The sequence below is a fragment of the Streptomyces sp. NPDC007808 genome (assembly GCF_042868655.1).
Classification (GTDB): domain Bacteria; phylum Actinomycetota; class Actinomycetes; order Streptomycetales; family Streptomycetaceae; genus Streptomyces.
Genome location: NZ_JBIAEQ010000006.1, coordinates 230,283 through 253,845, shown reverse-complemented (window position 1 = coordinate 253,845; position 23,563 = coordinate 230,283). Strand labels below are relative to the sequence as shown.

General features: G+C 72.5%; 21 protein-coding genes and 2 pseudogenes. 15 read left to right on the top strand and 8 right to left on the bottom strand.

The window, feature by feature from the left end:
- Positions 1 to 299 precede the first annotated feature (299 nt).
- Positions 300 to 668, bottom strand: a complete 369-nt coding sequence (locus ACFYNL_RS23515; protein WP_388806651.1) for a GntR family transcriptional regulator — start codon at positions 666 to 668, stop codon at positions 300 to 302.
- A 70-nt stretch (positions 669 to 738) separates the two neighbouring features.
- On the opposite strand from ACFYNL_RS23515, the pseudogene ACFYNL_RS23510 reads away from it, so the two are divergent.
- From ACFYNL_RS23510 to ACFYNL_RS23500, 3 genes and pseudogenes are all read left to right on the top strand, one after another.
- Positions 739 to 1,670, top strand: a pseudogene (locus ACFYNL_RS23510) (GNAT family N-acetyltransferase).
- Positions 1,651 to 2,154, top strand: a complete 504-nt coding sequence (locus ACFYNL_RS23505; RefSeq protein ID WP_388806649.1) for a DUF402 domain-containing protein — start codon at positions 1,651 to 1,653, stop codon at positions 2,152 to 2,154. Before ACFYNL_RS23510 ends, ACFYNL_RS23505 begins: the two are co-directional and overlap by 20 nt.
- A 211-nt stretch (positions 2,155 to 2,365) precedes the next feature.
- Complete coding sequence (locus ACFYNL_RS23500; RefSeq protein WP_388806647.1) at positions 2,366 to 2,503, top strand: hypothetical protein; 138 nt, start codon at positions 2,366 to 2,368, stop codon at positions 2,501 to 2,503.
- Between the two features lie 40 nt (positions 2,504 to 2,543).
- Here ACFYNL_RS23500 and ACFYNL_RS23495 read toward each other — a convergent pair whose 3' ends face one another.
- On the bottom strand, positions 2,544 to 2,993 hold the full coding sequence (locus ACFYNL_RS23495) for a GNAT family N-acetyltransferase (protein ID WP_388806645.1): 450 nt from the start codon (positions 2,991 to 2,993) through the stop codon (positions 2,544 to 2,546).
- 166 nt (positions 2,994 to 3,159) lie between these two features.
- On the opposite strand from ACFYNL_RS23495, the gene ACFYNL_RS23490 reads away from it, so the two are divergent.
- Complete coding sequence (locus tag ACFYNL_RS23490; protein WP_388806643.1) at positions 3,160 to 4,167, top strand: lytic polysaccharide monooxygenase; 1,008 nt, start codon at positions 3,160 to 3,162, stop codon at positions 4,165 to 4,167.
- Between the two features lie 123 nt (positions 4,168 to 4,290).
- Here ACFYNL_RS23490 and ACFYNL_RS23485 read toward each other — a convergent pair whose 3' ends face one another.
- A complete protein-coding gene (locus ACFYNL_RS23485; protein ID WP_388806642.1) occupies positions 4,291 to 5,163 on the bottom strand; it encodes an esterase/lipase family protein in 873 nt (290 codons plus the stop codon).
- 184 nt (positions 5,164 to 5,347) lie between these two features.
- A complete protein-coding gene (locus tag ACFYNL_RS23480) occupies positions 5,348 to 5,794 on the bottom strand; it encodes a MarR family winged helix-turn-helix transcriptional regulator (protein WP_388806640.1) in 447 nt (148 codons plus the stop codon).
- A gap of 93 nt (positions 5,795 to 5,887) precedes the next feature.
- On the opposite strand from ACFYNL_RS23480, the gene ACFYNL_RS23475 reads away from it, so the two are divergent.
- Positions 5,888 to 6,262, top strand: a complete 375-nt coding sequence (locus ACFYNL_RS23475; protein ID WP_388806638.1) for a cupin domain-containing protein — start codon at positions 5,888 to 5,890, stop codon at positions 6,260 to 6,262.
- A 15-nt stretch (positions 6,263 to 6,277) separates the two neighbouring features.
- Here ACFYNL_RS23475 and ACFYNL_RS23470 read toward each other — a convergent pair whose 3' ends face one another.
- Together ACFYNL_RS23470 and ACFYNL_RS23465 are read right to left on the bottom strand one after the other, a co-directional pair.
- Positions 6,278 to 7,246, bottom strand: a complete 969-nt coding sequence (locus ACFYNL_RS23470; protein WP_388806636.1) for a hypothetical protein — start codon at positions 7,244 to 7,246, stop codon at positions 6,278 to 6,280.
- On the bottom strand, positions 7,243 to 10,773 hold the full coding sequence (locus tag ACFYNL_RS23465; RefSeq protein WP_388806634.1) for a DNA polymerase III subunit alpha: 3,531 nt from the start codon (positions 10,771 to 10,773) through the stop codon (positions 7,243 to 7,245). The genes ACFYNL_RS23470 and ACFYNL_RS23465 overlap by 4 nt, the downstream gene beginning before the upstream one ends.
- Before the next feature lie 180 nt (positions 10,774 to 10,953).
- On the opposite strand from ACFYNL_RS23465, the gene ACFYNL_RS23460 reads away from it, so the two are divergent.
- Positions 10,954 to 11,994, top strand: coding sequence for an ABC transporter permease (locus tag ACFYNL_RS23460; RefSeq protein ID WP_388806632.1), 1,041 nt, complete (start codon positions 10,954 to 10,956; stop codon positions 11,992 to 11,994).
- A gap of 403 nt (positions 11,995 to 12,397) precedes the next feature.
- On the opposite strand, the gene ACFYNL_RS23455 is transcribed toward ACFYNL_RS23460, so the two are convergent.
- Positions 12,398 to 13,159: a CDP-alcohol phosphatidyltransferase family protein gene (locus ACFYNL_RS23455; RefSeq protein ID WP_388806630.1), complete on the bottom strand. Its 762-nt coding sequence runs from the start codon at positions 13,157 to 13,159 to the stop codon at positions 12,398 to 12,400.
- Between the two features lie 108 nt (positions 13,160 to 13,267).
- Here ACFYNL_RS23455 and ACFYNL_RS23450 point away from each other — a divergent pair, with 108 nt between their 5' ends.
- The 5 genes and pseudogenes from ACFYNL_RS23450 to ACFYNL_RS23430 form a co-directional block, all read left to right on the top strand.
- Positions 13,268 to 14,251: a zinc-binding alcohol dehydrogenase gene (locus ACFYNL_RS23450; protein WP_388806628.1), complete on the top strand. Its 984-nt coding sequence runs from the start codon at positions 13,268 to 13,270 to the stop codon at positions 14,249 to 14,251.
- Positions 14,252 to 14,416: 165 nt separating this feature from the next.
- Positions 14,417 to 14,815 carry a 6-carboxytetrahydropterin synthase gene (locus tag ACFYNL_RS23445; protein ID WP_019758259.1) on the top strand — a complete coding sequence of 133 codons (399 nt, stop codon included), beginning with the start codon at positions 14,417 to 14,419 and terminating at the stop codon, positions 14,813 to 14,815.
- 107 nt (positions 14,816 to 14,922) lie between these two features.
- The gene (locus ACFYNL_RS23440; protein ID WP_388806626.1) at positions 14,923 to 16,119 is read left to right on the top strand and encodes a glycosyltransferase family 4 protein; all 1,197 of its coding nucleotides are present in this window, start codon (positions 14,923 to 14,925) and stop codon (positions 16,117 to 16,119) included.
- Positions 16,116 to 17,216, top strand: coding sequence for a class I SAM-dependent methyltransferase (locus ACFYNL_RS23435; protein WP_388806624.1), 1,101 nt, complete (start codon positions 16,116 to 16,118; stop codon positions 17,214 to 17,216). Before ACFYNL_RS23440 ends, ACFYNL_RS23435 begins: the two co-directional genes overlap by 4 nt.
- Positions 17,213 to 18,436, top strand: a pseudogene (locus tag ACFYNL_RS23430) (lysylphosphatidylglycerol synthase transmembrane domain-containing protein); the annotation flags it as partial. The gene ACFYNL_RS23435 and the pseudogene ACFYNL_RS23430, both read left to right, overlap by 4 nt.
- Positions 18,437 to 18,582: 146 nt before the next feature.
- On the opposite strand, the gene ACFYNL_RS23425 reads toward ACFYNL_RS23430, so the two are convergent.
- Positions 18,583 to 19,371 carry a creatininase family protein gene (locus ACFYNL_RS23425; RefSeq protein ID WP_388806622.1) on the bottom strand — a complete coding sequence of 263 codons (789 nt, stop codon included), beginning with the start codon at positions 19,369 to 19,371 and terminating at the stop codon, positions 18,583 to 18,585.
- 41 nt (positions 19,372 to 19,412) lie between these two features.
- Between ACFYNL_RS23425 and ribA the strand changes: the two genes are divergently transcribed.
- The 4 genes from ribA (at position 19,413) to ACFYNL_RS23405 (ending at position 23,559) form a co-directional block, all read left to right on the top strand.
- Complete coding sequence (gene ribA, locus ACFYNL_RS23420; RefSeq protein ID WP_388806620.1) at positions 19,413 to 20,081, top strand: GTP cyclohydrolase II; 669 nt, start codon at positions 19,413 to 19,415, stop codon at positions 20,079 to 20,081.
- 118 nt (positions 20,082 to 20,199) lie between these two features.
- Complete coding sequence (locus ACFYNL_RS23415) at positions 20,200 to 21,345, top strand: NAD(P)/FAD-dependent oxidoreductase (RefSeq protein WP_388806618.1); 1,146 nt, start codon at positions 20,200 to 20,202, stop codon at positions 21,343 to 21,345.
- Complete coding sequence (locus ACFYNL_RS23410; protein WP_388806616.1) at positions 21,342 to 22,403, top strand: saccharopine dehydrogenase; 1,062 nt, start codon at positions 21,342 to 21,344, stop codon at positions 22,401 to 22,403. The genes ACFYNL_RS23415 and ACFYNL_RS23410 overlap by 4 nt, the downstream gene beginning before the upstream one ends.
- Positions 22,396 to 23,559 (top strand): saccharopine dehydrogenase family protein, encoded by a 1,164-nt coding sequence (locus ACFYNL_RS23405; protein ID WP_388806614.1) that lies wholly within the window; start codon positions 22,396 to 22,398, stop codon positions 23,557 to 23,559. The genes ACFYNL_RS23410 and ACFYNL_RS23405 overlap by 8 nt, the downstream gene beginning before the upstream one ends.
- Positions 23,560 to 23,563 lie beyond the last annotated feature (4 nt).

The window sequence follows — 23,563 nt, the reverse complement described above, 5'->3', positions numbered from 1 at the left end:
GGCCCAGGACAGGGCCGCTCCTCCGGGTCGGCGCCCGCCTCCGTCACGCCGCTCGCCCGTCGCGGCCGTCCCTTCGTCCCCGCAGCGGACCGCCGAGCTGCGGCGACCGCGCGAGGCACTCGGCCGGGACACATGGACATCGCCCTCCGCACCGACCGGCAGCCTCGACCGGCGTCCGGCACAGCGGGCCGACGTCCGCGTACGAGCCCCGTACGGGTCGCCGCCGCTGCGGCCGCCGCTCAGCCCTCCGGCGCGTCCGGCGGTACCGAGGCACGCCCGGTCCCGCAGCCGGTGGTGCCCTACCCCCCGTAAGCCGCGCGCAGGGCGTCCCGTACGGCGGCGAGTGCCGTGTCCTCGTCCGAGCCCAGCCGCCGCGCACGCTCCACGTAGGCCTGCGCCGCCGTCGCCAGCTCACGCTCCGCGGCCGATCCGGCGGCGGCCACGAACGTGCCGTTGCGTCCGCGCGTCTCGATCACCCCGTCGCTCTCCAGCGCCCGGTACGCCTTGGCGACGGTGTTCGCCGCCAGGCCCAGCGACTCCGCCAGCCCCCGGACGGTCGGCAGCCGGTACCCCACCGGCAGCACGCCCGCCCGCGCCTGCTCGGAGATCTGCGCGCGCACCTGTTCGTACGGCGCCGCGCTGTCGTCGATGTGGATCTGCAAGGTCACGCGGCGATTGTCCCGTACCCGCCGGAAAATGAGAGGCACCCCGGCACATGCCCACGTAGCGTGCGGCCGTATGACCGTCTCCGTCCGCGATCTGCGTCCCGAAGTCCCGGGCGACGCAGAGGGCTTCGTCGCCGTCCGGCGCCGTGCCCTGCCCTACCTTCCGATCACCCCGGAAGCAGTCGTCCACGGCGTCACCCGGGCCCGTCCCGACGCGCACGCCAGGCCTCTCGTCGCCGAGGAGGACGGCGAGATCATCGGCACGGCGCAGGTCGGTGTCGCCCACGACAGCCCGGAGCCCGGGCAGGGGTTCGTGAACGTGTACGTGCACCCGGAGCGGCTGCGCCGCGGGGCCGGCTCGCTGCTGCTGCGGGTCGCCGAGGAGCACCTGGCGGCGGTGGGCGCGACGAAGCTGTTCGTCTGGGCCCTGGACGAGCGGCCAACCGGGCCTTCGCCGAGCGGCGCGGCTACCGGACGAGCCGTTGCGCGCACTTCCTCCGCCTCGACCTCGCCCACGGCACGCTGCCGCCGCTGCCCGACTCCCTCCCCGCGGGCGTCGAGCTGCGTACCGCGGCCGACTTCGTGGACGATCCGCGTCCGCTGTTCGAGCTGGACGCGGAGGTGACGTCGGACGAACCGGGTGATGTGGAGGTCCGGTTCACGGACTATGAGGCATGGCTCAAGGAGACCTGGCACGATCCGATGAACAACCTGGAACTGACCTCGGTCGCGCTGGTCGACGGCCGCCCCGCCGCGTTCAGCGCCGCCCGCACGGACGGCACCGGCCGCTACGGCACCGGTATGACCGGCACGGCCCGCGCCTTCCGCGGCCGTGGCCTCGCCAAGCTCGCCAAGAACGACTCCCTGCACCGCGCCCGCGCCGCCGGCTGCACGGAGGCGTTCACGGGCAATGACACCGGCAACGACCCGATGCTCGCGATCAACAAGTGGTTCGGGTACGAGATCTGCGCGACGGAGGTGCGCTGTGTCCGCGAACTCGGCTGACCAGGGCCAGACGCTGGAGGTCGTCCTGGTCAAGGCCGGCCGTACGAAGATCCGTTACGAGGCCGAACTGCTCTCGGACGACGGCACCCGCGTCGCCGTCCGGGCCCCCTGGTCCGGCGTCGGGGTCCGCGACTTCGGCTTCGTCCGGTTCGAGCCGGGCGACGTCTTCACGGAGTACTACTGGCGTGACCGCTGGTACGCCGTCAAGGAGGTCCGTGACGCGAAGGGCGCCCTCAAGGGCTGGTACTGCGACGTCACCCGCCCGGCCGCCCGCTCCGGGACCGAGCTGGTCGTGGAGGACCTGGACCTGGACCTGTGGCGCTCGGCCGACGGCTCGGACGTGCGGCGCCTGGACGAGGACGAGTTCGCCGAGAGCGGTCTGGCGCAGTCGGATCCCGAGGCGGCCGCCGCGGCGGTGGCGGCCCTGGACGAGCTGGAGGCGTTCGCCACCGCGGCCGGCGGTATGGAGTCCTTGCTGGCCTGAGGCCCGAAGGAGGCGGCGGCTGCGTCCCGGTCCAGGTCCGTCGCTGTGATCAGGTACTCACCTTCGGTGATGCCCCGAGGGTGACACCGGCCACGGACAGTCGGATTCGTGACCACGGCCACTGACAGGACCTGCAGCGATGAGGAACTCTCCCCGGAAGCGTCTACCTCCGTGAGAACGCGGAACCCGGTAGGCACTGAAGGAGGCAGCCATGCGCCGTGTGACCGTGCAGAAGCCCCTGAAGAAAGCGTCGGACGCCCGCCGTGTCCGGGAGGAGGCCGACGAGCGTCCCTCGGGACGACCGGAGGTCCGCAAGGACATCGCCCGCACCTGGTGGCCGGACGTCTGAAACGCTCTGCCGGCCGCATGAGACGGTCGCACGGGACGCGTCAGCCGAGCCGCTTGCGGTAGTGGACGCGGTCGTAGGGCCCGTCCATGCGCCGCTCGACGAGTTCGTACCCGTACTTCGGGTAGATCTTCTGGTTCTCCCACATCAGCGCGTTGGTGTAGAGCCTGATCTCGGGCAGTTCGAGTGCACGCGCGCGTGCCTCCACGAAGTGCAGCAGCCGCCGCCCCACCCCCCTGCCGTGCGCGTCGGGGTGGACGGCGATGCTGTCCAGGAACAGATGGTCGTCGTGCGCCTCGACCACCACGAGCCCGATCACGGGATCGCCCGTGACGAACACCTTGCCGTCGGCCACGTCCGCCGCATGGTCCGCCTCCATGGGCACCGGCGCCCGTCCGATGCGCTCGATGTAGCGGTGGTAGGCGGCATCGGTCACGGCCTTCACCGCGGGTACGTCGGCGGCTTGCGCGGGCCTGATGTCGTCGTCCGTCATACCGCGACGGTACCTACCTGATCGCAGTCTGAGCACTCCCTTAAGGCCACCCTAAAGATCGCCACCAGCCGCCTGGAGCAGGCGATTTCGCGGCTCTCCCGGGCTAGCTTCTGATCGCCCCCAGGGATCCGTCCCACGCGTCAGAACATGTTCGAGGAGATCTTCCATGCCCGCACGCCGCACGGCCGCCGCTGCCGCGGTCCTCGGTCTGGCCCCGCTCGCCCTGACCGCCCTCACCTCCGCCCCGGCGTCGGCGCACGGGTCGATGGGGGATCCGGTCAGCCGGGTCTCGCAGTGCTACGCGGAGGGCCCGGAGAGCCCGAAGTCCGACGCGTGCAGGGCGGCGGTCGCCGCGGGCGGTACACAGGCCCTCTACGACTGGAACGGCATACGCATCGGCGACGCGGCCGGGCGCCACCGGGAGCTGATCCCGGACGGGAAGCTGTGCAGCGCGAACAGCGAGGCGTTCAAGGGCCTCGACCTGGCCCGCGCGGACTGGCCGGCGACGAGCGTGCGCAGCGGGTCGTACACCTTCAAGTACCGGGTGACCGCCCCGCACAAGGGCACCTTCAAGGTCTACATCACCAAGGCCGGGTACGACCCGACGAAGCCGCTGGCCTGGGACGACCTGGATCTGGCCAAGCCGGTGGCGACGGCCACCGACCCGGCGGCGTCGGGCGGCTTCTACACCTTCTCCGGCACCCTTCCGCAGCGCTCCGGCAAGCAGCTGCTGTACGCGGTCTGGCAGCGCTCGGACAGTCCGGAGGCGTTCTACTCCTGCTCGGACGTCACCTTCGGCGGGGGCGGTACCAGCGGCAGCGGCGAGGGCTCCGGCGGTGGGGCGGCGCCGGCCCCGAGCGCGTCCGCGCCCACCGAGGAGCAGATCGAGGACGGCGCCGACCAGTCGACGATCGAGCACAACGGTCATGGGGACCAGGACGCCGGCACGTCGGCGGAGCCCGCGGCGGCCGAGCCCGCGGCGGGCGGCGACGCGCAGTCCGCCCCGGCCAACCAGCCGAAGGCCGCCGGAGCCACCGAGAACCTCGCGAAGACCGGCGGGAGCAGCGGCACGGGGTATCTCGCGATGGGCGGGGCCGCCACCCTGGCGCTCGGCTCGGCGGTGCTGTTCATGTCGGTGCGCCGTCGGGCGGCGGGCGCGCGCCACGGGCGCTGACTCCGGAACTCCGGGGCCTGACCGGCGGCTCAGGCCGGTCAGGCCCCGGCAGTGTGTGCGGCTGCGGGCCGGCGTGTTCCGGCGGCACGCCTCCCGTGCGCACCGGCTCACGCGGCCACGCCCTCAACCTATGGCAGAGGCGCAGGTGGTGGGAGTGGCACGGGCCGGGTCGAGCGCGTTGGCCACCTCGTGGAAGGCGATCCGGTCGGTCAGGCCCAGCAGCGCGTGCTCGGACAGGTCGATCGCGCACAGGTCCTGGATCAGGACGTTCTTCACGCCGGGTCCGGTCAGGAACTGGGTCCGGTGCGGCGTGACCACCTCGTCGTACTTGGTCGCGATGACCGTGTAGCGGACGCCGGGCACGGTGTCACCGCCCTCGTTGAGCCTGGTCATGAACTCCGAGCCGACGACCTGCTGGGCGAGGGCGGGTGTGGCGGTGGTGAGCAGGTCCTCGGCGCCGGGGAAGTACGGCAGCAGGTGCGTGAGTCCGCCGAGGGTGGTGCCGTGGTTGTTGGGCGCGATACCGACGAGGGCGTTCACCTTGGCGGCACCGCCGAGGAACTTGAGGTAGTAGCGGGGCATCATGCCGCCCTGCGAGTGCCCTACGAGGTCGGCCTCGGCGGCGCCGGTCGCGGCGAGCACCTTGTCGACATAGGCGGACAGCTGCTCGGCCGACTTGTCGATGGGCCCGAGGGCGTGGAAGAAGGGGACGCCGGGCAGCTGGCCGTAGTCGAGGGAGAAGACGCAGTAGCCGCGGTTCATCAGATAGGGCGCGAGGCCGAGCCAGTTGTCGACGGAGTTGGCGAAGGTGCCGTGCACGAGGACGACGGGGCGGGGATGGGCGGCGGACGGCTTGCAGGAGTAGTCGTTCCAGCCGTGGTCCGAGGTGGCCGTGGCTTCGGCCGCGTGGGCGGTGGTGGCGGTGGGGACGAGGGCGACCGCTGCGGTGAGCAGGAGCGCGGCCAGGGGTCTGAGCAGTCGTTTCCAGGGCAGCATCGGGTGATCTCCTTGCGGCTCAGGGGAGGTTCGACGGCCGTACGCCCTGTGATCCGGATCACGAAGGATGCTGTTCACTCGTCAAGTTACGGGCGAGTAGTAGACGTGTGAAGTTACGCGTCAGTAAAAACTTCCAGTGGTAGTGAGCGGCGGCCGGAGGCCGGCCGCGGCCCCTGACCATTCGTCACCAGGTCGGCCGCACGGGACCGTTGGGCGCCACACGCGCCAACCGGTCCAGCAGTGACCGCACTTCGCCCTCACCGAGCACGTCCACCCACCCCGCGACGGCATCGGCCGCCGCCTCCTCGGCCGCACGGGTGCAGGCCCACCCTCGCTCGGTCAGCACGACCAGCCGGGCGCGCGCGTCCTCCGGATGCGTGCGGCGCTCGGCGTACCCCTTGCGCACGATCTCGTCGACGAGCTGGCTGGCCGCCTGCTTGGTCACGCCGAGATGCACGGCGAGGTCGGTGACCGTAGCGCCGTCCGGGGCGAGCCGCGCGAACGCGAAACCGTGGGCGGGCCTCAGCCCTTCGAAGCCCCGGGCGACCACGCCGTCGTGGATGCGCTGGGTGAGCTCACCGGCGACGGCGAGCAGGGTGGCGGACAGGGCCATGGCGTCGGAGTTCTGCACGCAGGCATTGAAACACCCTTGACGGATCGGTCAAGCAGCTTGACCATAGAGGCATATAGTCAAGCTACTTTACCATCTGTCGAGGGAGGCACCATGCCCGTGATCCGCGCTTCCGACGCCGTCACCCACGAGATCCACGGCGCTCGTTTCGTCTCGTACGCCACTCCCCGCACCGGCTCCAAGGAGCTGTGCGCCTGGCGCGGCGAGATCCCGGCGGGGACGAAGGCACCCGCCCACACCGTCAACCGGGAGGAGGTCCTGCACCTGCTCGACGGCGAACTGCTGATCACGCTCGACGACCGCACGGACCGGATCACGGCGGGCGACACGCTGATCATCAACCCCGGCGCCACCCTGACCGTCGAGAACCCGGCCGACCGGACGGCGATCACCTGGGTCACCACGTCCATCGGCCTGGAGGCGGAGCTGGCCGACGGCACGCGCATCACCCCGCCCTGGGCCAACTGACCGCGTCCGGCGTGATCATGCGGCCAGCGCCCCCGGCATCACCGCACGCGGCCCGAACTTCGCTCGCGCGCGGTCGGCGACCTCCTCGATACGGCGGGCCTTCTCGTCGAGCGGGTCGAAGGTGAGCTGGTAGGAGGCACGTTCGGCGGGGTCGAGCCCCTCGGCGCGCAGGGCGAGGGCGCGGACGCGGGCGCGCTGGAGGCCGAGGGCGTCGTACATGTCGTAGGCCGCCCTGGTCAGCGCCGCCGAGTGGGCCGTCGGCTCCTTCAGCGTACGGCTGCGGGTGGTCGAGGAGCGGTCGGCGTAGCGGACGGTGAGGGTCAGGGTCCGGCAGATCTTGTCCAGGGCGCGCAGCCGGGCACCCAGCTCCTCGGCGGCCGAGAGCAGGGCGCGGCGGTGCCGGCCGGGGTCCAGCTCGTCGCGGGTGAAGGGGCGTTCGGTGGCGAGCGAGCGTGCCACGCCGTCCGGGACGACCCGGCCGCGGTCGATGCCGCCCGCCTTCTCGTGCAGCTCACGGCCGGCCTTCGCGCCGACCAGGCGCTGGAGCGTGGACAGGGGCGCGGCGGCGACCAGGCCGAGGGTGTCGAGACCGTACTCGCACAGGGTGCGGGCGGTCGCGGCACCCACGCCGGGCAGTGCGGCGACGGGCTTGCCGGCGAGGAACTCCGCGACGGCGTCCTCGGGCACGGCACACGTCACCCCGGGCCGCGCGTCCCCCAGCGCCACACGGGCCAGCATCGGCCCCGGCCCGGCGCCGATCACGCAGTCGACCCCGTGGTGGGCGAGGGCGCGCACCCGGATCACCGACGCCAGCTCGACCGCGTCCCGCCCGAAGTACCGCTCGGCGCCCCGCAGATCGGCCAACGCCCCGTCCGGCGGCAGCGCCTGCACGACCGGCGTGAAGTCCTCCAGCAGTCCGAGCAGCCCCGGCAAGGCCGCCTCGTCCGTCGGCGGCAACTGGAAACGTACGCAGAGGATGGTCATCCCGCACTCCCCGGACTCTGGTGCCACAACTTTCTTCCTCCCGCGGGCCCTTCGCCCGCGGGGCGCAGATCGGCCCAGGGGTGCATCTCGTACCCCGTGGGCATACGGATCGTCCGCTGCTCCATCGGATCCCGGGCCGCTGATCCGGCCGGGGCGGGCGCCCCGTCCGAGCCGGCCAGCCGACGACGCGCCGCTGCCTCACCGTCGTCGCCGGAACCGTCACCGAAACCGCCATCGCCGCCGCCGGCCAGCCGGGCCGCGACGCCCTCCAGCCCTTCCTCCCGGCGCACGTCCAGCAGTTCCGCGAGGTTCCAGGCGGCGGAACCCACCACGCTCAGGCTGCGCGGACCACGCCGCTGCACGACTCCTCGCACCAGCAGCAGCCAGGAGTGGAAGACGGTGTGGGCGCAGGCGTCGTGCGAGTCGTCGAAGAAGGCGAGGTCCACCAGGCCCGTGCCGTCGTCCAGCGTGCTGAAGATGACCCGCTTGCCGGAGCGGATCGGCGGTGTCTGGGTGGCCGCCTTGGCGCCCGCGACCAGCACGGTCTCCCCGTGCCGGGCATCGCGCAGCCGACGGGCGCTGACCACGCCCAACTCCCCCAGGAACTCCTGGTGATCGTCCATGAGGTTGCGCGAGGCGTCCATGGACAGCACGCCCAGCTCGGCGCTGAGCCGTTCCGCCGAGGTGAGGTCCGGCAGCCCGGCCGCAGCCGTCTTCCGCCCGCCCGCCAGCGGGAGCTGTCCCCCGCCACCGCCGCGGGCGCCCCGGTGCAGCTCGGTCAGGTGCAGTTGCAGATCACGCCGGTTGGCCCCGAAGGAGTCCAGCGCACCGACCTGCGCGAGCCTTTGCGCGACCGGCCGACTCGGCCGCGCCCGCTCCCAGAAGTCGAGCAGCGAGGCGTACGGCTGCCCGTCCGCGATCCGTGCCGCCTCGGCCTCACTGATGCCGTGCACGTCGGAGAGGGCGAGCCGCAGCCCCCAAGTCCCCCTGGATCCCCTCGATTCAGACACCAGTTCGATACGGTGGGCGACTCCCGACGCGTTCACGTCCAACGGCAGGATCGGCACCCCGCGCCGCCGCGCGTCCGCCAGCAGCAGCCGCTTCGGGTACATCCCCGGGTCATGGGTGAGCAGACCCGCGTAGAAGGCGGCCGGGTGATGGGTCTTCAGCCAGGCCGACTGGTAGGTCGGCACGGCGAAGGCGACGGCGTGCGCCTTGCAGAAGCCGTACGACCCGAAGGCCTCGACGATCTCCCAGGTCCGCTGAATCGTCTCCGCGTCATAGCCCTTGGCCGCCGCGTGCTGCGCGAACCACACCCGGATCCGCCCCTGCGACTCGGGGTCGGACAGCCCCCGCCGCACCCGGTCGGCCTCGTCCCGCCCGCACCCGGTCATGATGTGCACGATGTCGATGATCTGCTCGTGGAAGACGACGACCCCGTACGTCTCCCGCAGCGGCCCTTCCAGATCCCTGTGCGGATAGCGGACGGGCGCCCGTCCGTGCCGGGCCTCGATGAACGGCCGCACCATGTCGGCGGCGACCGGTCCGGGCCGGAAGAGCGAGATGTCGACGACGAGATCGTGGAAGGTGGCCGGCTGGAGCCGCCCGACCAGGTCCCGCTGCCCCGGCGACTCGATCTGGAAGCAGCCCAGGGTCTCGGTGGACCGGATGAGCCCGTACGTCGCCGGGTCGCCGTCCCCTCGCTCGAAGTCGAGCGCGTCCAGGTCGATCCGCTCCCCCGTGGCCCGCTCCACCTCCGTCACGGCGTGCGCCATCGCCGACTGCATCCGCACGCCCAGCACGTCGAGCTTGAGCAGCCCGAGGTCCTCGACGTCGTCCTTGTCGAACTGCGACATGGGAAAGCCCTCGCCGCTGGTCGGCATGACGGGCGTACGGGCGAGCAGCGTGGCGTCGGAGAGCAGCACCCCGCACGGATGCATGGCGATGCCGCGCGGAAGGGCGTCGAGAGCCTCCACCAGCTCCCACAGCCTGCCGTACCGCTCCCGTTCCCCGGCCAGCCGGCGCAGCTCGGGCAGTTCGTCCAGTGCCGCGCGGGCGTCGCGCGCCCGGATGTGCGGGAAGGACTTGGCGATGCGGTCGATGTCGGCCGGGTCCATGGACAGGGCGGCGCCCACGTCCCGGATCGCGTGCCGCACCCGATAGGTCTCCGGCATCGAGACGGTGGCGACCCGCTCCCTGCCGAACCGGTCGATGATCGCGCGGTAGACCTCCAGCCGACGCGCGGACTCCACGTCGATGTCGATGTCGGGCAGCACCAGCCGGCGCTTGGACAGGAAGCGCTCCATCAACAGCCCGTGCTCCACGGGATCGGCGTGCGCGATACCGAGCAGATGATTCACCAGCGACCCGGCACCGGAGCCACGCGCGGCCACTCGAATACCCATCTTCCTGACGTCATCGACCACTTGGGCGACCGTCAGGAAGTAGGAGGCGAACCCGTGGTGGGCGATGATGTCCAGTTCCTGGTGCATCCGCTCCCAGTACGCCCGCCGCCCGTCGTAGCCGCGCAGCACCATGCCCGCCACCGCCCGCGAGGCGAGCGCCCGCTGGGCGGTGCGCCGTCCGGCACCGACGAGGTGCGGCTCGGGGAAGTGGACGGTGCCGATCCCGAGGTCGTCCTCCGGGTCGACGAGGCATTCGGCGGCCGTCTCCCGGGTCTGCTCCAGCAGACGATGAGCGGTGTCCCGCCGGAACCCCGCGGCCTCCACCACCCGCTCCGCGACACGCACCATCTCGTCCGCGCCCTTGAGCCAGGCCTCACCGGAGTCCAGCTCCTCGACGGCACCGACGGGCACGAGCCTGCGTGCGGCGTCCAGGACGTCGGCGACCGGGCCCAGCCCCGGATCGGCGTACCGGACGGCATTGCTCAGCACGGGCCGGACGCCCTGTTCGGCGGCGAAGCCGAGGGTACGGGCGGCCAGCCGCAGGGAGCCCGGGCCGGTGCCCTGACGCCCGTGCCACACGGCCTCCAACCGCAGGGAGTCGCCGTAGACCTCCCGCCACGGCACCAGCAGCCGGCTCGCCCGATCGGGTCGGCCGGCGGCCAGCGCCCGCCCGACATCGGAGTCGGGCCCGAGCAGTACGACCACCCCGTCCCCCCGGTTCTCCCCTCGCGGCAGCAGCGGCGCCCCCTCCCCGGCATGCGCGGCCGAAACGATTCGGCACAGATCGCCCCACCCGCGGCCGCCATCCCTGGCCAGAAAGGTGACCCGGGGCATCGACTCATCGACAAAGGCACCCCCACGCACCGGCACCCGCCTCCGACCTCCCCCTCCCCTCCTCGACTCGAACCCCTCCACGCCCAGCTCCACCCCGAACAACGGACGCACTCCCGCCACCGCACAGGCCTTGGCGAAACGGACCGCACCCCCGAGCGAGTCCCGATCGGTGAGGGCCAGGGCATCCATCCCCCGCTCGGCGGCACGCTCGGCCAGCCGCTCCGGGTGCGAGGCGCCGTACCGCAGGGAGAACCCGGAGACGGTGTGCAGATGCGTGAAACCCGGCACACGCACCTCCCGTACTCAGGAGCCCGAGAAGCGGCCCTCGAACACCGACTCTCGAACATCAGTTCCCAACTCTCCCACCTCCACCATAGACCATTCCGGGACCGTTATCGAACACTCGTACGACATCCGTTCGGCCGCCTCCCACCTGCGCAAACGCCCCCGGACTCGGACGGTGGGGGCATGACGCAGACCACCGGCGCCGACAGTCCCCACACCCCCTTCCTGGCCGAGGTGAAGGACGCGGTGACCCCGCGAGCCACCCTGCTCGTGATCGGCACGGTGGCCCTCGCCCTGCTCTTCATCGCCTCCTATGTAGGCGCGCTGCACGATCCGAAACCCAGGGACGTACCCTTCGGCGTCGCGGCACCCCAGGCCGCGGCCCAGCAGGCGGTGACCCGACTCGACACCCTGCCCGGCCACCCTCTGGACCCCCGCCCGGTGGCCGACGCGGCGACGGCCCGCAGCAAGATCCTCGACCGCGAGATCGACGGCGCCCTCGTCCTCGACCCCTCCGGCACCACGGACACCCTGCTGGTGGCCACCGGAGGCGGCCGGGTACTGGCGACCACCCTGGAGAACCTGGTCACCACCCTGGAAAGATCCGAGGCCCGCACCCTGCGCACCGTCGACGTGGCCGCGGCCGACCGGCACGACGCCAACGGACTCTCGTCCTTCTACGTCACCGTCGGCTGGTGCGTGGGCGGCTACCTCTGCGCGTCGATCATGACCCTGAGTTCGGGCGCCGGCCGCGCCACCCCGAGACGCTCAGCGATCCGCCTCATCGCCATGGCCCTCGTGGCCGTCGTCGGCGGCCTCGGCGGCGCCCTGATCGTCGGCCCGATCCTGGGCGCCCTGCCCGGCAGCATCGCCGCCCTCTGGGGCGTGGGCGCCCTGACCATCTTCGCGGTGGGCGCGGCCACGCTGGCCTTCCAGGCCGTCTTCGGCCTGGCCGGGATCGGCCTGGTCATCCTGATCGTGGTGATCCTGGGCAACCCCAGCGCGGGCGGCGCCCTCCCGCCCCCACTCCTGCCCCCGTTCTGGCAAGACATCGGCCCGGCCCTGCCCCCGGGCGCCGCCACCTGGACAACCCGCTCGATCGCCTACTTCAAGGGCAACGACACCACCACAGCCCTCCTGGTCCTCTCCGCATGGGCGGCCGGCGGCATCGCGATCACCCTCCTGGCAACCTCATGGAGAGCCCGAAGAACGAGCCCCCCATAGCCGCAGCCGCGGCCCCCGAAGCCGCCGACCGACACCCACCGAAGGCGAGAAGAAGCCGCACCCCCACCCACCGACACCCGCCGACGGCGAGAAGAAGCCGCACCCCCACCCACCGACACCCGCCGACGGCGAGAAGAAGCCGCACCCCCACCGACCGTCAGCCGCCGACGGCGGTAAGGGGCCGTGCCGGGGGGTGCCCGCCCGCAGTGACCGGCGTCAAGAAACAGCACTTCTCCGACGTACCCCCACCGCCGGTCCGAGGACGGACACCCCCCGGCGCGGCCCCGCCCCACCCACCACCCCCAGGCGCGACGCGCACCCCCACACCCCCGCACAGGCGCCGCAGGCACCCCGCACCCCCACACCCCCGCAGACACCACGCCCACACCCCCACGGCGACCCCTCAGGACGTCACGAGCTCCCGCACCTCCGCCACAGACGTCTTCCGCTGCGTGCGCGACGTCCGGTACAGCCACAGGATGTCCCGCCCGAACGACCAGACCAGCGCCGCCAACGCGGTCGCGGCGACCGCGAACGTGGCCGCGTACGGGAGGAAACCGGAGGCGGCCAGCAGCAGGAACACACCCTGCAGCGCGGCGACCGTCTTGCGGGCCGTGCTCGGCGGCAGCGCGGCGTTCAGCCACGGCCAGACACGGGCGGCGGCGACGAACCCGTAGCGCATGGCGCCGATGAGGAGCACCCACGGGCCCAGCGACATCGAGACGTACACGCTCAGCACAAGGATCAGGAACGCGTCCACCTCCATGTCGAAGCGGGCGCCGAGCGCCGTCGAGGTGCCCGTGCGGCGGGCCACCTTGCCGTCCACACCGTCGAGGATGAGGGCGACCGCCGTGAGGCCGACGAACAGCGTGACCGGCGGTGAGCTCTGGAAGGAGTCCGCCACCAGGGCCGTGACCCCGCCCACCAGCGTCGCGCGGCCGAGGGTGACCCGGTTGGCCGGGCCGAAGGAGCGCAGCCGGGACCGGTGCAGGGCCCGCGAGAGGACCGCCCAGCTGGCGATGGCGAAGGCGAGGCCGGTGAGCCAGCCCGCCGGCCCCATGCCGATCGCCGAACCGAGCAGGGCCAGCAGCAGGATCTGAACGCCCGCTCCCACAGCGGTCTCCTGCTGGACCAGCCTCGCGTCGTACGTGTTGTTCAGGGCCACCGCACATTCCTCCGGCCAGGTGACAGAGTCGATCAAGGCCGCGTACTGTGCGCGACCTGTGCACACCTCGGTACGTGCTCAGCTTCACGATCGTTCAGGAGGATCCCGATGAACCGCACCGCACGTGCGTTCTGGCTCAGCACTCCGGGTGAAGGAATGATCCGGGAGACGGCCCTGCCGGAGCCGCGCGAGGACGAGGTCCTGGTGCGGTCGCTCTACTCCGGGGTCAGCCGTGGCACGGAGACGCTCGTGTTCCGGGGCGGGGTCCCGGAGAACCAGTTCGCGGCGATGCGGGCACCGTTCCAGGAGGGCGATTTCCCCGCCCCCGTGAAGTACGGCTACCTCAGCGTCGGTGAGGTGGAGGAGGGGCCGGACGAACTCGTCGGCCGTACCGTCTTCTGCCTGCACCCGCATCAGACGCGCTACGTCGTCCCCGCGAGCGCGGTGACCGTCGTACCGGACACCGTGCCCCCCGCACGGGCCGTCCTCGCCGGTACCGTCGAGACCGCGGTCAACGCCCTCTGGGACGCGGCGCCCCTGGTCGGCGACCGGATCGCCGTGGTCGGCGGCGGCATGATCGGCTGCTCGGTGGCCGCCCTGCTGGCCCGCTTCCCGGGCGTACGGCTCCAGTTGGTCGACGCCGACCCGGCCCGCGCCGAGGTCGCCGAGGCGCTCGGCGTCGGCTTCGCCGCGCCGCAGGAGGCGCTCGGCGAATGCGACCTGGTCGTCCACGCGAGCGCCACCGAGCAGGGCCTCGCGCGGTCCCTCGAACTGCTCGCCCCCGAGGGCACCGTCCTCGAACTGAGCTGGTACGGCGACCGGCAGGTGAGCCTGCCGCTCGGCGAGGCCTTCCACTCCCGTCGGCTCACCGTCCGCAGCAGCCAGGTCGGCACCGTCTCCCCGGCCGCCCGCGCCGGCCGTACGTACGCCGACCGGCTCGCCCTCGCCCTCGACCTGCTCGCCGACCCGGCGCTGGACGCCCTCGTCACGGGGGAGTGCGCCTTCGAGGAACTGCCGGACGTGCTGCCGAAACTGGCCTCCGGCGCGATCCCGGCACTGTGCCACCGCGTCCGTTACGCCGACAGTGACTGAAGTGCCCGTTCCGCCCCGCAGTCGTTCAATCCGGGATGACAAGAGCGCCTGACCTGAGAAAAGGGTGAGAGGGGGCTGAACAAGGGGAAGCGAAGAGCCGTACTACACGGCATCCCCGGCAGCCATCGGCGGGGATGGAGCGCACCGCACCTGGAGGGTCGTCCGTTGTTCAGCATCACCGTCCGCGATCACATCATGATCGCCCACAGCTTCCGCGGCGAGGTCTTCGGGCCCGCGCAGCGCCTGCATGGAGCGACGTTCCTGGTGGACGCCACGTTCCGGCGCGAGCAGCTGGACGACGACAACATCGTCGTCGACATCGGACTCGCCACGCGGGAACTGGGCGCCGTCGTCGGCGAGCTGAACTACCGCAACCTCGACAACGAACCCGACTTCGCCGGGATCAACACCTCCACCGAGTTCCTGGCCAAGGTCATCGCCGACCGGCTGGCCGAGCGGATCGCGAAGGGCGCGCTGGGCGAGGGGGCCAAGGGTCTCGCCGGACTGACCGTCACTCTCCATGAGTCGCATGTCGCGTGGGCGAGTTACGAGCGTGCCCTGTGACCGATGTGACGCTGGAGAAAAAGGTGACGCCGGTAGAGGCGAGGACGCCCGCGGCCGCGACTCCCGTGGCGACACCCGCGGCCGCGACTCCCGTGGCCGCGACTCGCGTGGCGACACCCGCGGCCGCGACGCCCGCGGCGAAGACACCCTCCCTCGGCTATGTGCCGCTGCAGCACTCCGTCCTGAAGAACGCCGAGATCATCCCCATGTCCCTGCGCTCCGTGCACTTCGTGATGCCGGCCGGCGTCGACGACCCGGCCGTTCCGAGCGGCGGCAACGCCTATGACCGACGGGTGAGCCTGGACCTGCCCGGCTTCGGCTGGCAGGTGCACAAGTACATGGTGAAGGGCAGCTGGCCCCGCCCCGCAGCGGCGGCCCGCGCGGAACTCGCCCGCGTCCTGCGGGAGTTCCCGGACGACACGGTCGTCCTCCTCGACGGGCTGGTGGCCTGCGGCGTCCCGGAGATCATCGTTCCGGAGGCGGAGCGGCTGCGGCTCGTGGTCCTCGTGCACCTCCCGCTGGGTGACGAGACGGGACTGGACGCCGCGGTCGCCGCGGACCTGGACGCCCGGGAACGCGCGGTGCTGCGGGCGGTCCCCGCGGTCGTCGCCACCAGCGACTGGGCGGTCCGTCGGCTCGTCTCCCACCACGGCCTCGCCCCCGAGCGGGTCCATGTCGCCGCCCCCGGCGCCGACATCGCGCCCCTCGCGTCCGGCACCGACGGCGTGTCGCGGCTGCTGTGCGTGGCCGCCGTCACCCCGCGCAAGGGCCAGCACCGGCTGGTGCAGGCACTGGCGACGGTGACCGACCTGCCGTGGAGCTGTGTGTGCGTGGGCGGGCTCAGCCAGGACCCCGAGTACGTGGCGGACCTGCGGGCCCTGATCGCCGAGCACGGTCTGCAGGACCGGCTGGTGCTGGCGGGGCCGCAGGCCGGCGCCGAACTCGACGCCAGCTACCACACCGCCGACCTCATGGTGCTCACGTCCTACGCGGAGACGTACGGCATGGCGGTGACCGAGGCGCTCGCGCGTGGCATCCCCGTGCTGGCGACGGACGTCGGCGGCGTCCCGGAAGCGGTCGGCCGCGCCCCCGACGGCGGCGTCCCCGGCATCCTCGTCCCGCCGGAGAACCCCGCCGCCATCGCCGCCGAACTGCGCGGCTGGTTCGGTGAGGCGGACGTACGACGCCGACTCAAGGCGGCGGCCCGGCGACGCCGGGCCGCCCTGGACGGCTGGGCCACCACGGCCCGCAGCCTGGCCGCGGTACTGGGCCGACTGCCGAACGAACCCCGGAGGGCTGCATGAGGAACACGGCGACGACACACAGCGGGACGGCGATCCCGGCCCAGCCGGGCCCCGACGACGCCCCGGACTCGGCGGCGGCACCACTCGGGAACGTTTCGGTGGAGGGCGGTATGAGCGGTGTGACCGCGTCCACCGCGTCCACCGCGTCCACCGCGTCCACCGGTTCCACCGGTTCCGGCGGCGACGAGGTGATTCTCGGGGCCGGTCCCCGCCTCCGGGTCGGCGAGCGGGCCACCGTACGGCTCAGGGAGACCGATCCCGACGAGCCGGCCCGCTACGCCCCCGAGTGGTTGGAGCTGCGCGAGGGCGTCGACGCCTCCGCGCGGGCGCACGAGTTGCTCGACCCGCTGCGGATCAGGCTCGCCAACCTGCCCGGACGCGCCGGTGGACTGGTCATCCACGACGTGGGCTGCGGCACCGGCTCCATGGGCCGCTGGCTCGCGCCCCACCTGGACGGCGCCCAGCACTGGGTCCTCCACGACCGCGACCCCTACCTCCTGCACTTCGCGGCGGTGGCCTCGCCGCGCTCCTCGGCCGACGGCAGCCGCGTCACCGTCGAGACCCGCCGCGGCGACGTCGGCCGCCTCACCCCGGACGCCCTCGCCGGCGCCTCGCTGGTGACCGCCTCCGCGCTGCTGGACGTGCTCACCCGGGAGCAGGTCGACACGCTGGCCGCCGCCTGCGCGGGGGCGGGCTGCCCGGCGCTGCTGACACTCTCCGTCGCCGGCCGCGTCGAACTCACCCCCTCCGACCCGCTGGACGACGAGATCGCCGAGGCGTTCAACGCGCACCAGCGGCGGTCCGGACTGCTCGGCCCGGACGCGATCACGGCTGCGGCCGAGGCGTTCTCCGAGCACGGCGCGACCGTCCAGGTGCACCCGAGCCCATGGCGTCTCGGCCCCGCCGAGTCGGCGCTCACCGCCCAGTGGCTGCGCGGCTGGGTCGGCGCTGCGGTCGAGCAGCGCCCCGAACTGAGCGACCGCGCCGACCGTTACCTGCGTGAGCGCCTCGCTGCCTGCGAGGCCGGCGAACTGCAGGTCGTGGTCCACCACAGCGACCTGCTGGCTCTGTGCCGGCCGATCGGCGCAGCGTCATGAGCGTGGAGACGGCGGGGAGGGCACGGGCCGAGCGCCGAGGCCGCAAGGCGGGCAAGCGGCGCGCGGACCGTTCCGGCACGGTGCGAGCCCGCGGGGAGGCGGACGGACCGGCCGGGAACGCGGGTCGCCCGAGCCGCACGCCCGTTCGGAACGAGGTGTGCCGACCGGCGGCGCCCACCGGCCCGACACGAGGCGAGGCGGCGACGTCGACGTCGGACGGTGACGCCGACGCGGCGGCTCCGGCGCCCCTCGCTGCCACTCCCGCAGCCGTCTCCACCTCCCGTATCGACGTCGTCGGCGAACCCGCGCCGGCTACGGCCGCGGCCACCGACGCCGCGCCGCGCCCGCGCACCCCCGTGCGCACCACCGGCCGTGCGCTGCGGACCCGCCTCAACACCCCGGCCGTGCGCACCCACCTGGGCACCGCCGTCGGCGTCGTCATCCTCGTCGTGCTGTTCTGGCGGCTCGGCAGCGGCGCCTTCCTCGACGGGCTGCGGCGGATCGACGGGCCGGTGCTGGTGCTGGCCCTCGCGATCGGGGGCGTCACCACGGCGTTCAGCGCCTGGCGTTGGCAACTGGTGGCCCGCGGACTGCGGATCAGGCTGCCGCTCGGGCCGGCCGTCGCCGACTACTACCGGGCGCTGTTCCTCAACGCGGCCCTCCCCGGCGGCGTACTCGGCGATGTGCACCGCGCGGTGCGGCACGGGCAGAGCGCCGGTGACCTGGGACGCGGCGTGCGCGCGGTCGTCCTGGAGCGGACGGCCGGTCAGGTCGTCCTCGCCGTCGCCGGCACCGCCGTCCTGCTGACCATGCCGTCGCCGGTGCTGAACGGGGCCCGGGATCTCACCCCCCTCGTCCTGTTGGCCGCGGTCGGCGCCCTCGCCGTCATGACCGCCGTACGGATGAACCGCGCGCCGTCCCGCCGGGAGCCGAAGACCCCGACGGCGCTGCGCACCGCACTCGGCGAAGCCCGGGAAGCCCTGCTCTCCCGCCGCAACGGACCCGGTGTCGCCGTCTCCTCGCTCGTCGTCCTCGCCGGCCACCTCGCGATGTTCGTGCTCGCCGCGCGAGTGGCCGGCTCCGCCGCCTCCGTCGCCGCACTGCTGCCGCTCGCGGTCCTCGCCCTGCTCGCCATGAGCGTGCCCCTCAACGTCGGCGGCTTCGGCCCCCGCGAGGGCGTCACCGCCTGGGCGTTCGGCGCCGCGGGCCTCGGCGCGAGCAGCGGACTGGCCGTCGCCGTCGTGTACGGCGTACTCAGCTTCGTGGCCGCACTGCCCGGTGCCCTCGTCCTCGTCGCCCGCTGGTACACCGGCCTGCGCAAGGGCTCCGGGGCCGCCGCGAGCGAGGCGGCCGAGGAACCCGGCCGCTACGCCCTTGCGTCCGACGTGTCCCGTACGGAATCGTCCGCGGAGGTCAGCAGTGACACATACGCGCCGAAGGAATCAGCGAGGCTCGCCAGCAGCAGCTTCCCCTTTTCCGCAGAACCCAGCGAAGGACGGCCTATGACACCCGAATCGGTATAGGCGGACATACCGAGGGTCAGCAGATGACGACGGTCGTCAGCCACGAAATCGGAAGTCTCATAACCGGGTCGGATCAATTCGGGATGAGCGTGCAGAAGGACGGAGGTCTCAATTTCCCCCGCGTGCATGTCGGTGAGCAGCGAGGTCTCCACGCCCGCCCGTTCCCGGGCCGCCTCCCAGTCCTCCGGGGCCGGGAACAGAGCCATTCGCTCGCCCCGCGCGCAGGACTCCTGAACGACGTTGCCCAGTACGTAGTTTCCGCCGTGTCCGTTGACGACCACCAGGGCGTCGACGCCGGAACGGCGGAGCGAAGCCGCTATGTCCCGTATCACCGCATGAAGGGTCACTGACGAGATGCTGACGGTCCCCGGCCAGTCCGCGTGCTCGTGCGAGCAGGAGATCGTCACCGGTGGGAGGAGGTGCACCGGATGCGCGGCCGCGATCTCGCGTGCGATCGCGCAGGCCACGAGCGTGTCCGTGGCCAACGGCAGGAACGGGCCGTGCTGCTCGAAGCTCCCGACGGGCAGGACCGCGACCTGTCGTGAGACGCCCGCCGCTCGCGTCCGTACGTCTTCGGTGGTGTCCGCCGGCACCAGCGAGTGTGCCGCCGGTCGCGTCTGCGAATCACTCATCTTTTCCCGGCCTTTCGTCTCTGCTTAGGATCTGAAGAATCATGACAGAAAAAATTGGTGTGCTCGGCAAGAAGACCGCACAGCGGACGCAGCGTTCCGGCGCGGAGCGCGTGGTGAATGCTCCTCTGCCCACCGTGTACGGGGAATTCCGCGCGGTCGGTTACCTCGACCACGACCGCGGCGACGAACAAGTCGCCCTCGTCTACGGCGAGACGGGCCAGGAGGACGTCCTCGTCCGGCTGCACTCGGAGTGCCTGACCGGCGACGCCTTCGGCTCCCAACACTGCGAATGCGGCGACCAGTTGGCCTCCGCGCTGCGCGCGGTCGTCGCCAACGGCAGCGGCATCGTCGTCTACTTGCGGGGCCACGAGGGCCGCGGCATCGGTCTGCTCGCCAAGCTGCGCGCGATGGCCCTCCAGGCGGAGGGGCTGGACACCGTCGAGGCGAACCTCGCGCTCGGCCTGCCGGTGGACGCCCGGGACTACAAGGTGGCCGCCGAGATCCTGCAGGACCTGGGTGTGCGCAGCGTCCGCCTGATGTCGAACAACCCGCGCAAGCGGGAGGCGCTGGTGCGGCACGGGATCCAGGTGGCCGAGCAGGTTCCGCTGCTGATCCCGCCGTGCGAGAGCAACATCACCTACCTGCGCACCAAGCGGGAGCGCCTCGACCACCACCTGCCCCATCTGGACGCGGTCGCGCACCTGTCCTGATTGCGGCGAGGCCCGTCCGGAAAGGAAGAGGGAATGACCGACGACGTCCTCTTCCTCTCCGGAGCGGGCCGGTGACGGTGCGCGCGAGGACGGGGGCCACGACACAGGGGGGCCGTCCGTGAACCTGAGCGCGAGCGTCGTCGTCATCGGCGGCGGCGTCACGGGGACCAGCATCGCCTATCACCTCGCCCGCGCCGGTGTGCGGGACGTGGTCCTCGTCGAGCGGGACGAACTGGCCTCCGGCTCCACCTCCAAGGCGGCCGGCGGGGTCCGGGCCCAGTTCTCCGACGAACTGAACATCCGGCTCGGGGCGCGCAGCCTGGAGGCGTTCGCCCGGTTCGAGGAGGACACCGGGTACGACATCGGTCTGCACCGCGTCGGCTATCTCTTCCTGCTCTCGACACCGGAGCAGGTCGCCGGCTTCGAGGCGAGCGTCCGGCTGCAGAACTCCCTCGGCGTGCCGAGCCGGCTGATCGACCCCGCCGAGGCCCGCGGACTCTCCCCGCTGATCACCACCGACGGCCTGCTGGCGGCCGCGTTCTCCCCGGACGACGGCCACTGCACCCCGGAATCCGTGGTCCACGGCTACGCGTCCGCCGCCCGCCGGTACGGGGCCCGGATCCTGCGGCACAACGACGTCACCGGTATCGAACTGCGCGGCGACCGGATCACCGCCGTGACCACGGGCATCGGCCGCATCACCACCGACACGGTCGTCTGCGCGGCCGGAGCCTGGTCGAAGGCCGTCGGGGCGATGGTCGGCGTGGACCTGCCGGTGGTGCCGCTGCGCCGTCAGATCGCGGTCACCGAACCGGTCGCCGACCTGCCGCCCGAGCTGCCCATGACCATCGACTTCACCACCAGCCTCTACTTCCACGCCGAGGGCCCCGGCCTCCTGCTCGGCATGTCCGATCCCGACGAACGGCCCGGCTTCGCCACCGACACCCACGACCGCTGGATCCCCCGGCTCGCCGCGGCGATGGAGCACCGCGCCCCCGCCCTCCTCGACCTGCGCCGCACCGGGGGCTGGGCGGGCCTGTACGAGGTCACCCCGGACCACAACGCGCTGATCGGCGAGGCGACTTCGGTGTCCCGCTTCCTGTACGCGACCGGCTTCTCCGGGCATGGCTTCCTCCAGGGACCGGCCGTCGGCGAGGTCGTCCGTGACCTGTACCTCGGCCGCGTACCCTTCGTGGATGTCAGCCCCTTGAGCGCCGGCCGGTTCGCGGCCGACGCCCCGCGCCCGGAGGCCAACCGCGTATGACCGATCTCCATCTGTGGCTGCGCCACGAGGTCCGTTCCACCGAGCGACGCACCCCGATCGTGCCGTCGGACGCACGACGGCTCGTCGAGAGCGGGGTGACGCTGACCGTCGAGGAGTCCCCGCAGCGCGTCTTCCCGGTCGAGGAGTACGAGGCGGCCGGATGCCGTGTCGCCCCGGCGGGCTCCTGGGTGCAGGCACCCCCCGCCGCCGTGGTGGTCGGCCTCAAGGAACTCCCCGACCGGCCGGACCGGCTGGCGCACCGGCACATCTTCTTCGGTCACGCCTACAAGCGGCAGCCCGGCGCCGAGGACCTGCTGCGCAGGTTCGCCACCGGGGGAGGGGCGCTGCTGGACCTGGAGTACCTGGTGGACGACACCGGTCGCCGCCTGGCCGCCTTCGGCTTCTGGGCCGGCTACCTGGGCGCGGCTCTCGCCGTCCTGCAGCACCGCGGCAGGCTCGCCGCCCCGCTGACGCCGACGTCGAAGGAGGACCTGGACGAGGTTCTCCGGCCGGCCGCCGGGGACGAGGAGTTCACCGCGCTCGTGATCGGCGCCCTGGGCCGCAGCGGCCGGGGCGCACGCACGGCCTTCCTGACCGCCGGGATCGAGGCGACGCCCTGGGACCTCGCCGAGACCCGGGACCTGGACCGCCCGGCACTGCTGGGCCACGACGTGCTGGTCAACGCCGTCCTCGCCACCACGCCGATCCCGCCCTTCCTGCGCGAGCAGGACCTCGACGACCCCGCACGCCGGCTGCGCACCCTGTGCGACGTCACCGTCGACGTGGGCTCCCCGCTGAATGTCCTGCCGATCTACGACCGCACCACCGACTGGACCGACCCCGTGCGCCGGCTGCGCAAGGAGCCGCCGCTGGACCTGATCGCCATCGACAACCTGCCCTCCCTGCTGCCCCGTGAGTCCAGCACCGACTTCTCGGCGGCGCTGCTGCCCCAGCTGCTCCGGTTCGAGACGGGCGGGCCCTGGGCGCGCTGTGCCGACCGGTTCCACCAGGCGTGCCGTGAACTCGGCGTCGAAAGAGGTGAGTTCGCAGATGAATGACCGGTCCGCGAGGGTTCCGGCGAGCGGAACCGTCCACTGGGTCGGTGCCGGACTGTCCACGGGCAGCGGCCTGGCGCGGTTGTGCGACGCGGCCGACCGTGTACGGCTGTGGCATCGCACCGAGGACCGCGCGGCCCACGCCCTGGCCCGGCTGGGTCTGTCCGGTCGCGCCGAGGCCCGCGCGTACACGCCGGCCGCGCTCACGGCCGAACTGGCGCCGGGGGACGTCGTCGTGTCGATGCTGCCCGCACCCGAACACGCGGGGATCCTGGCGGCCTGCATCCGGCAAGACGCCCACTTCGCCTGTTCCAGCTATGTGTCCGACGCGGTCCTCGACCAGGTGCCGTCGGCCGAAGCGGCCGGGCTCGTGGTCCTCACCGAAGCCGGTCTGGACCCGGGCATCGACCATCTGTTCGCCCACTGCCTGGTCGGCCGGGCCCGGGAGGCCCTCGGCGAGGACTCGCCGGCCTCCTACCGCCTCACCTCGTACTGCGGCGGCGTCCCGGCGGTCCCGAACGACTTCAGGTACCGCTTCAGCTGGGCGCCCGCCGGAGTGCTCAACGCTCTGCGGGCACCGGCACGTTACATCGAGGACGGCGCCCAGTTCGTCGCCGAGCGGCCGTGGGAGGCGACCCGGCGGCATGTCGTCGACGGGGAGGCGTTCGAGGTCTACCCCAATCGTGACAGTGTTCCGTTCGTCGCTCAGTACGGGCTGCCGACCGCTTGGAAACCGCAGCTCTTCGTACGCGGCACCCTGCGCCTGGAGGGCTGGCTGCGGGCCTGGGACGCCGTCTTCGGTGAGCTGAGGACGGGGGACGACGCCCGGATCGCCGCGCTGGCCCAGGAATTGGCGGCCGCCCATCCCACCACCGACGCCGATCGTGACCGTGTCGTCCTCGTCGTGTCGCTGGACGTGCGCGGCACGGGCGGGCGGACCTGGGCCGGCAGCTACCTCCTCGACCTGGTGGGGGACGCGCAGGAGAGCGCGATGGCCCGCTGCGTGTCCCGTCCCCTCGCCCTCGGGGTCCGTCACGTCCTGGACGGCTCCCTGCCCGCGGGCCTGCACCGGGCCGCCGGGACCGCGGCCCGCTCGGAGCAGTGGTTGCGCGAACTCTCCCTGGAAGGGCTGGAGTTCACCCTGCGCGTGGACCGCTGACGGT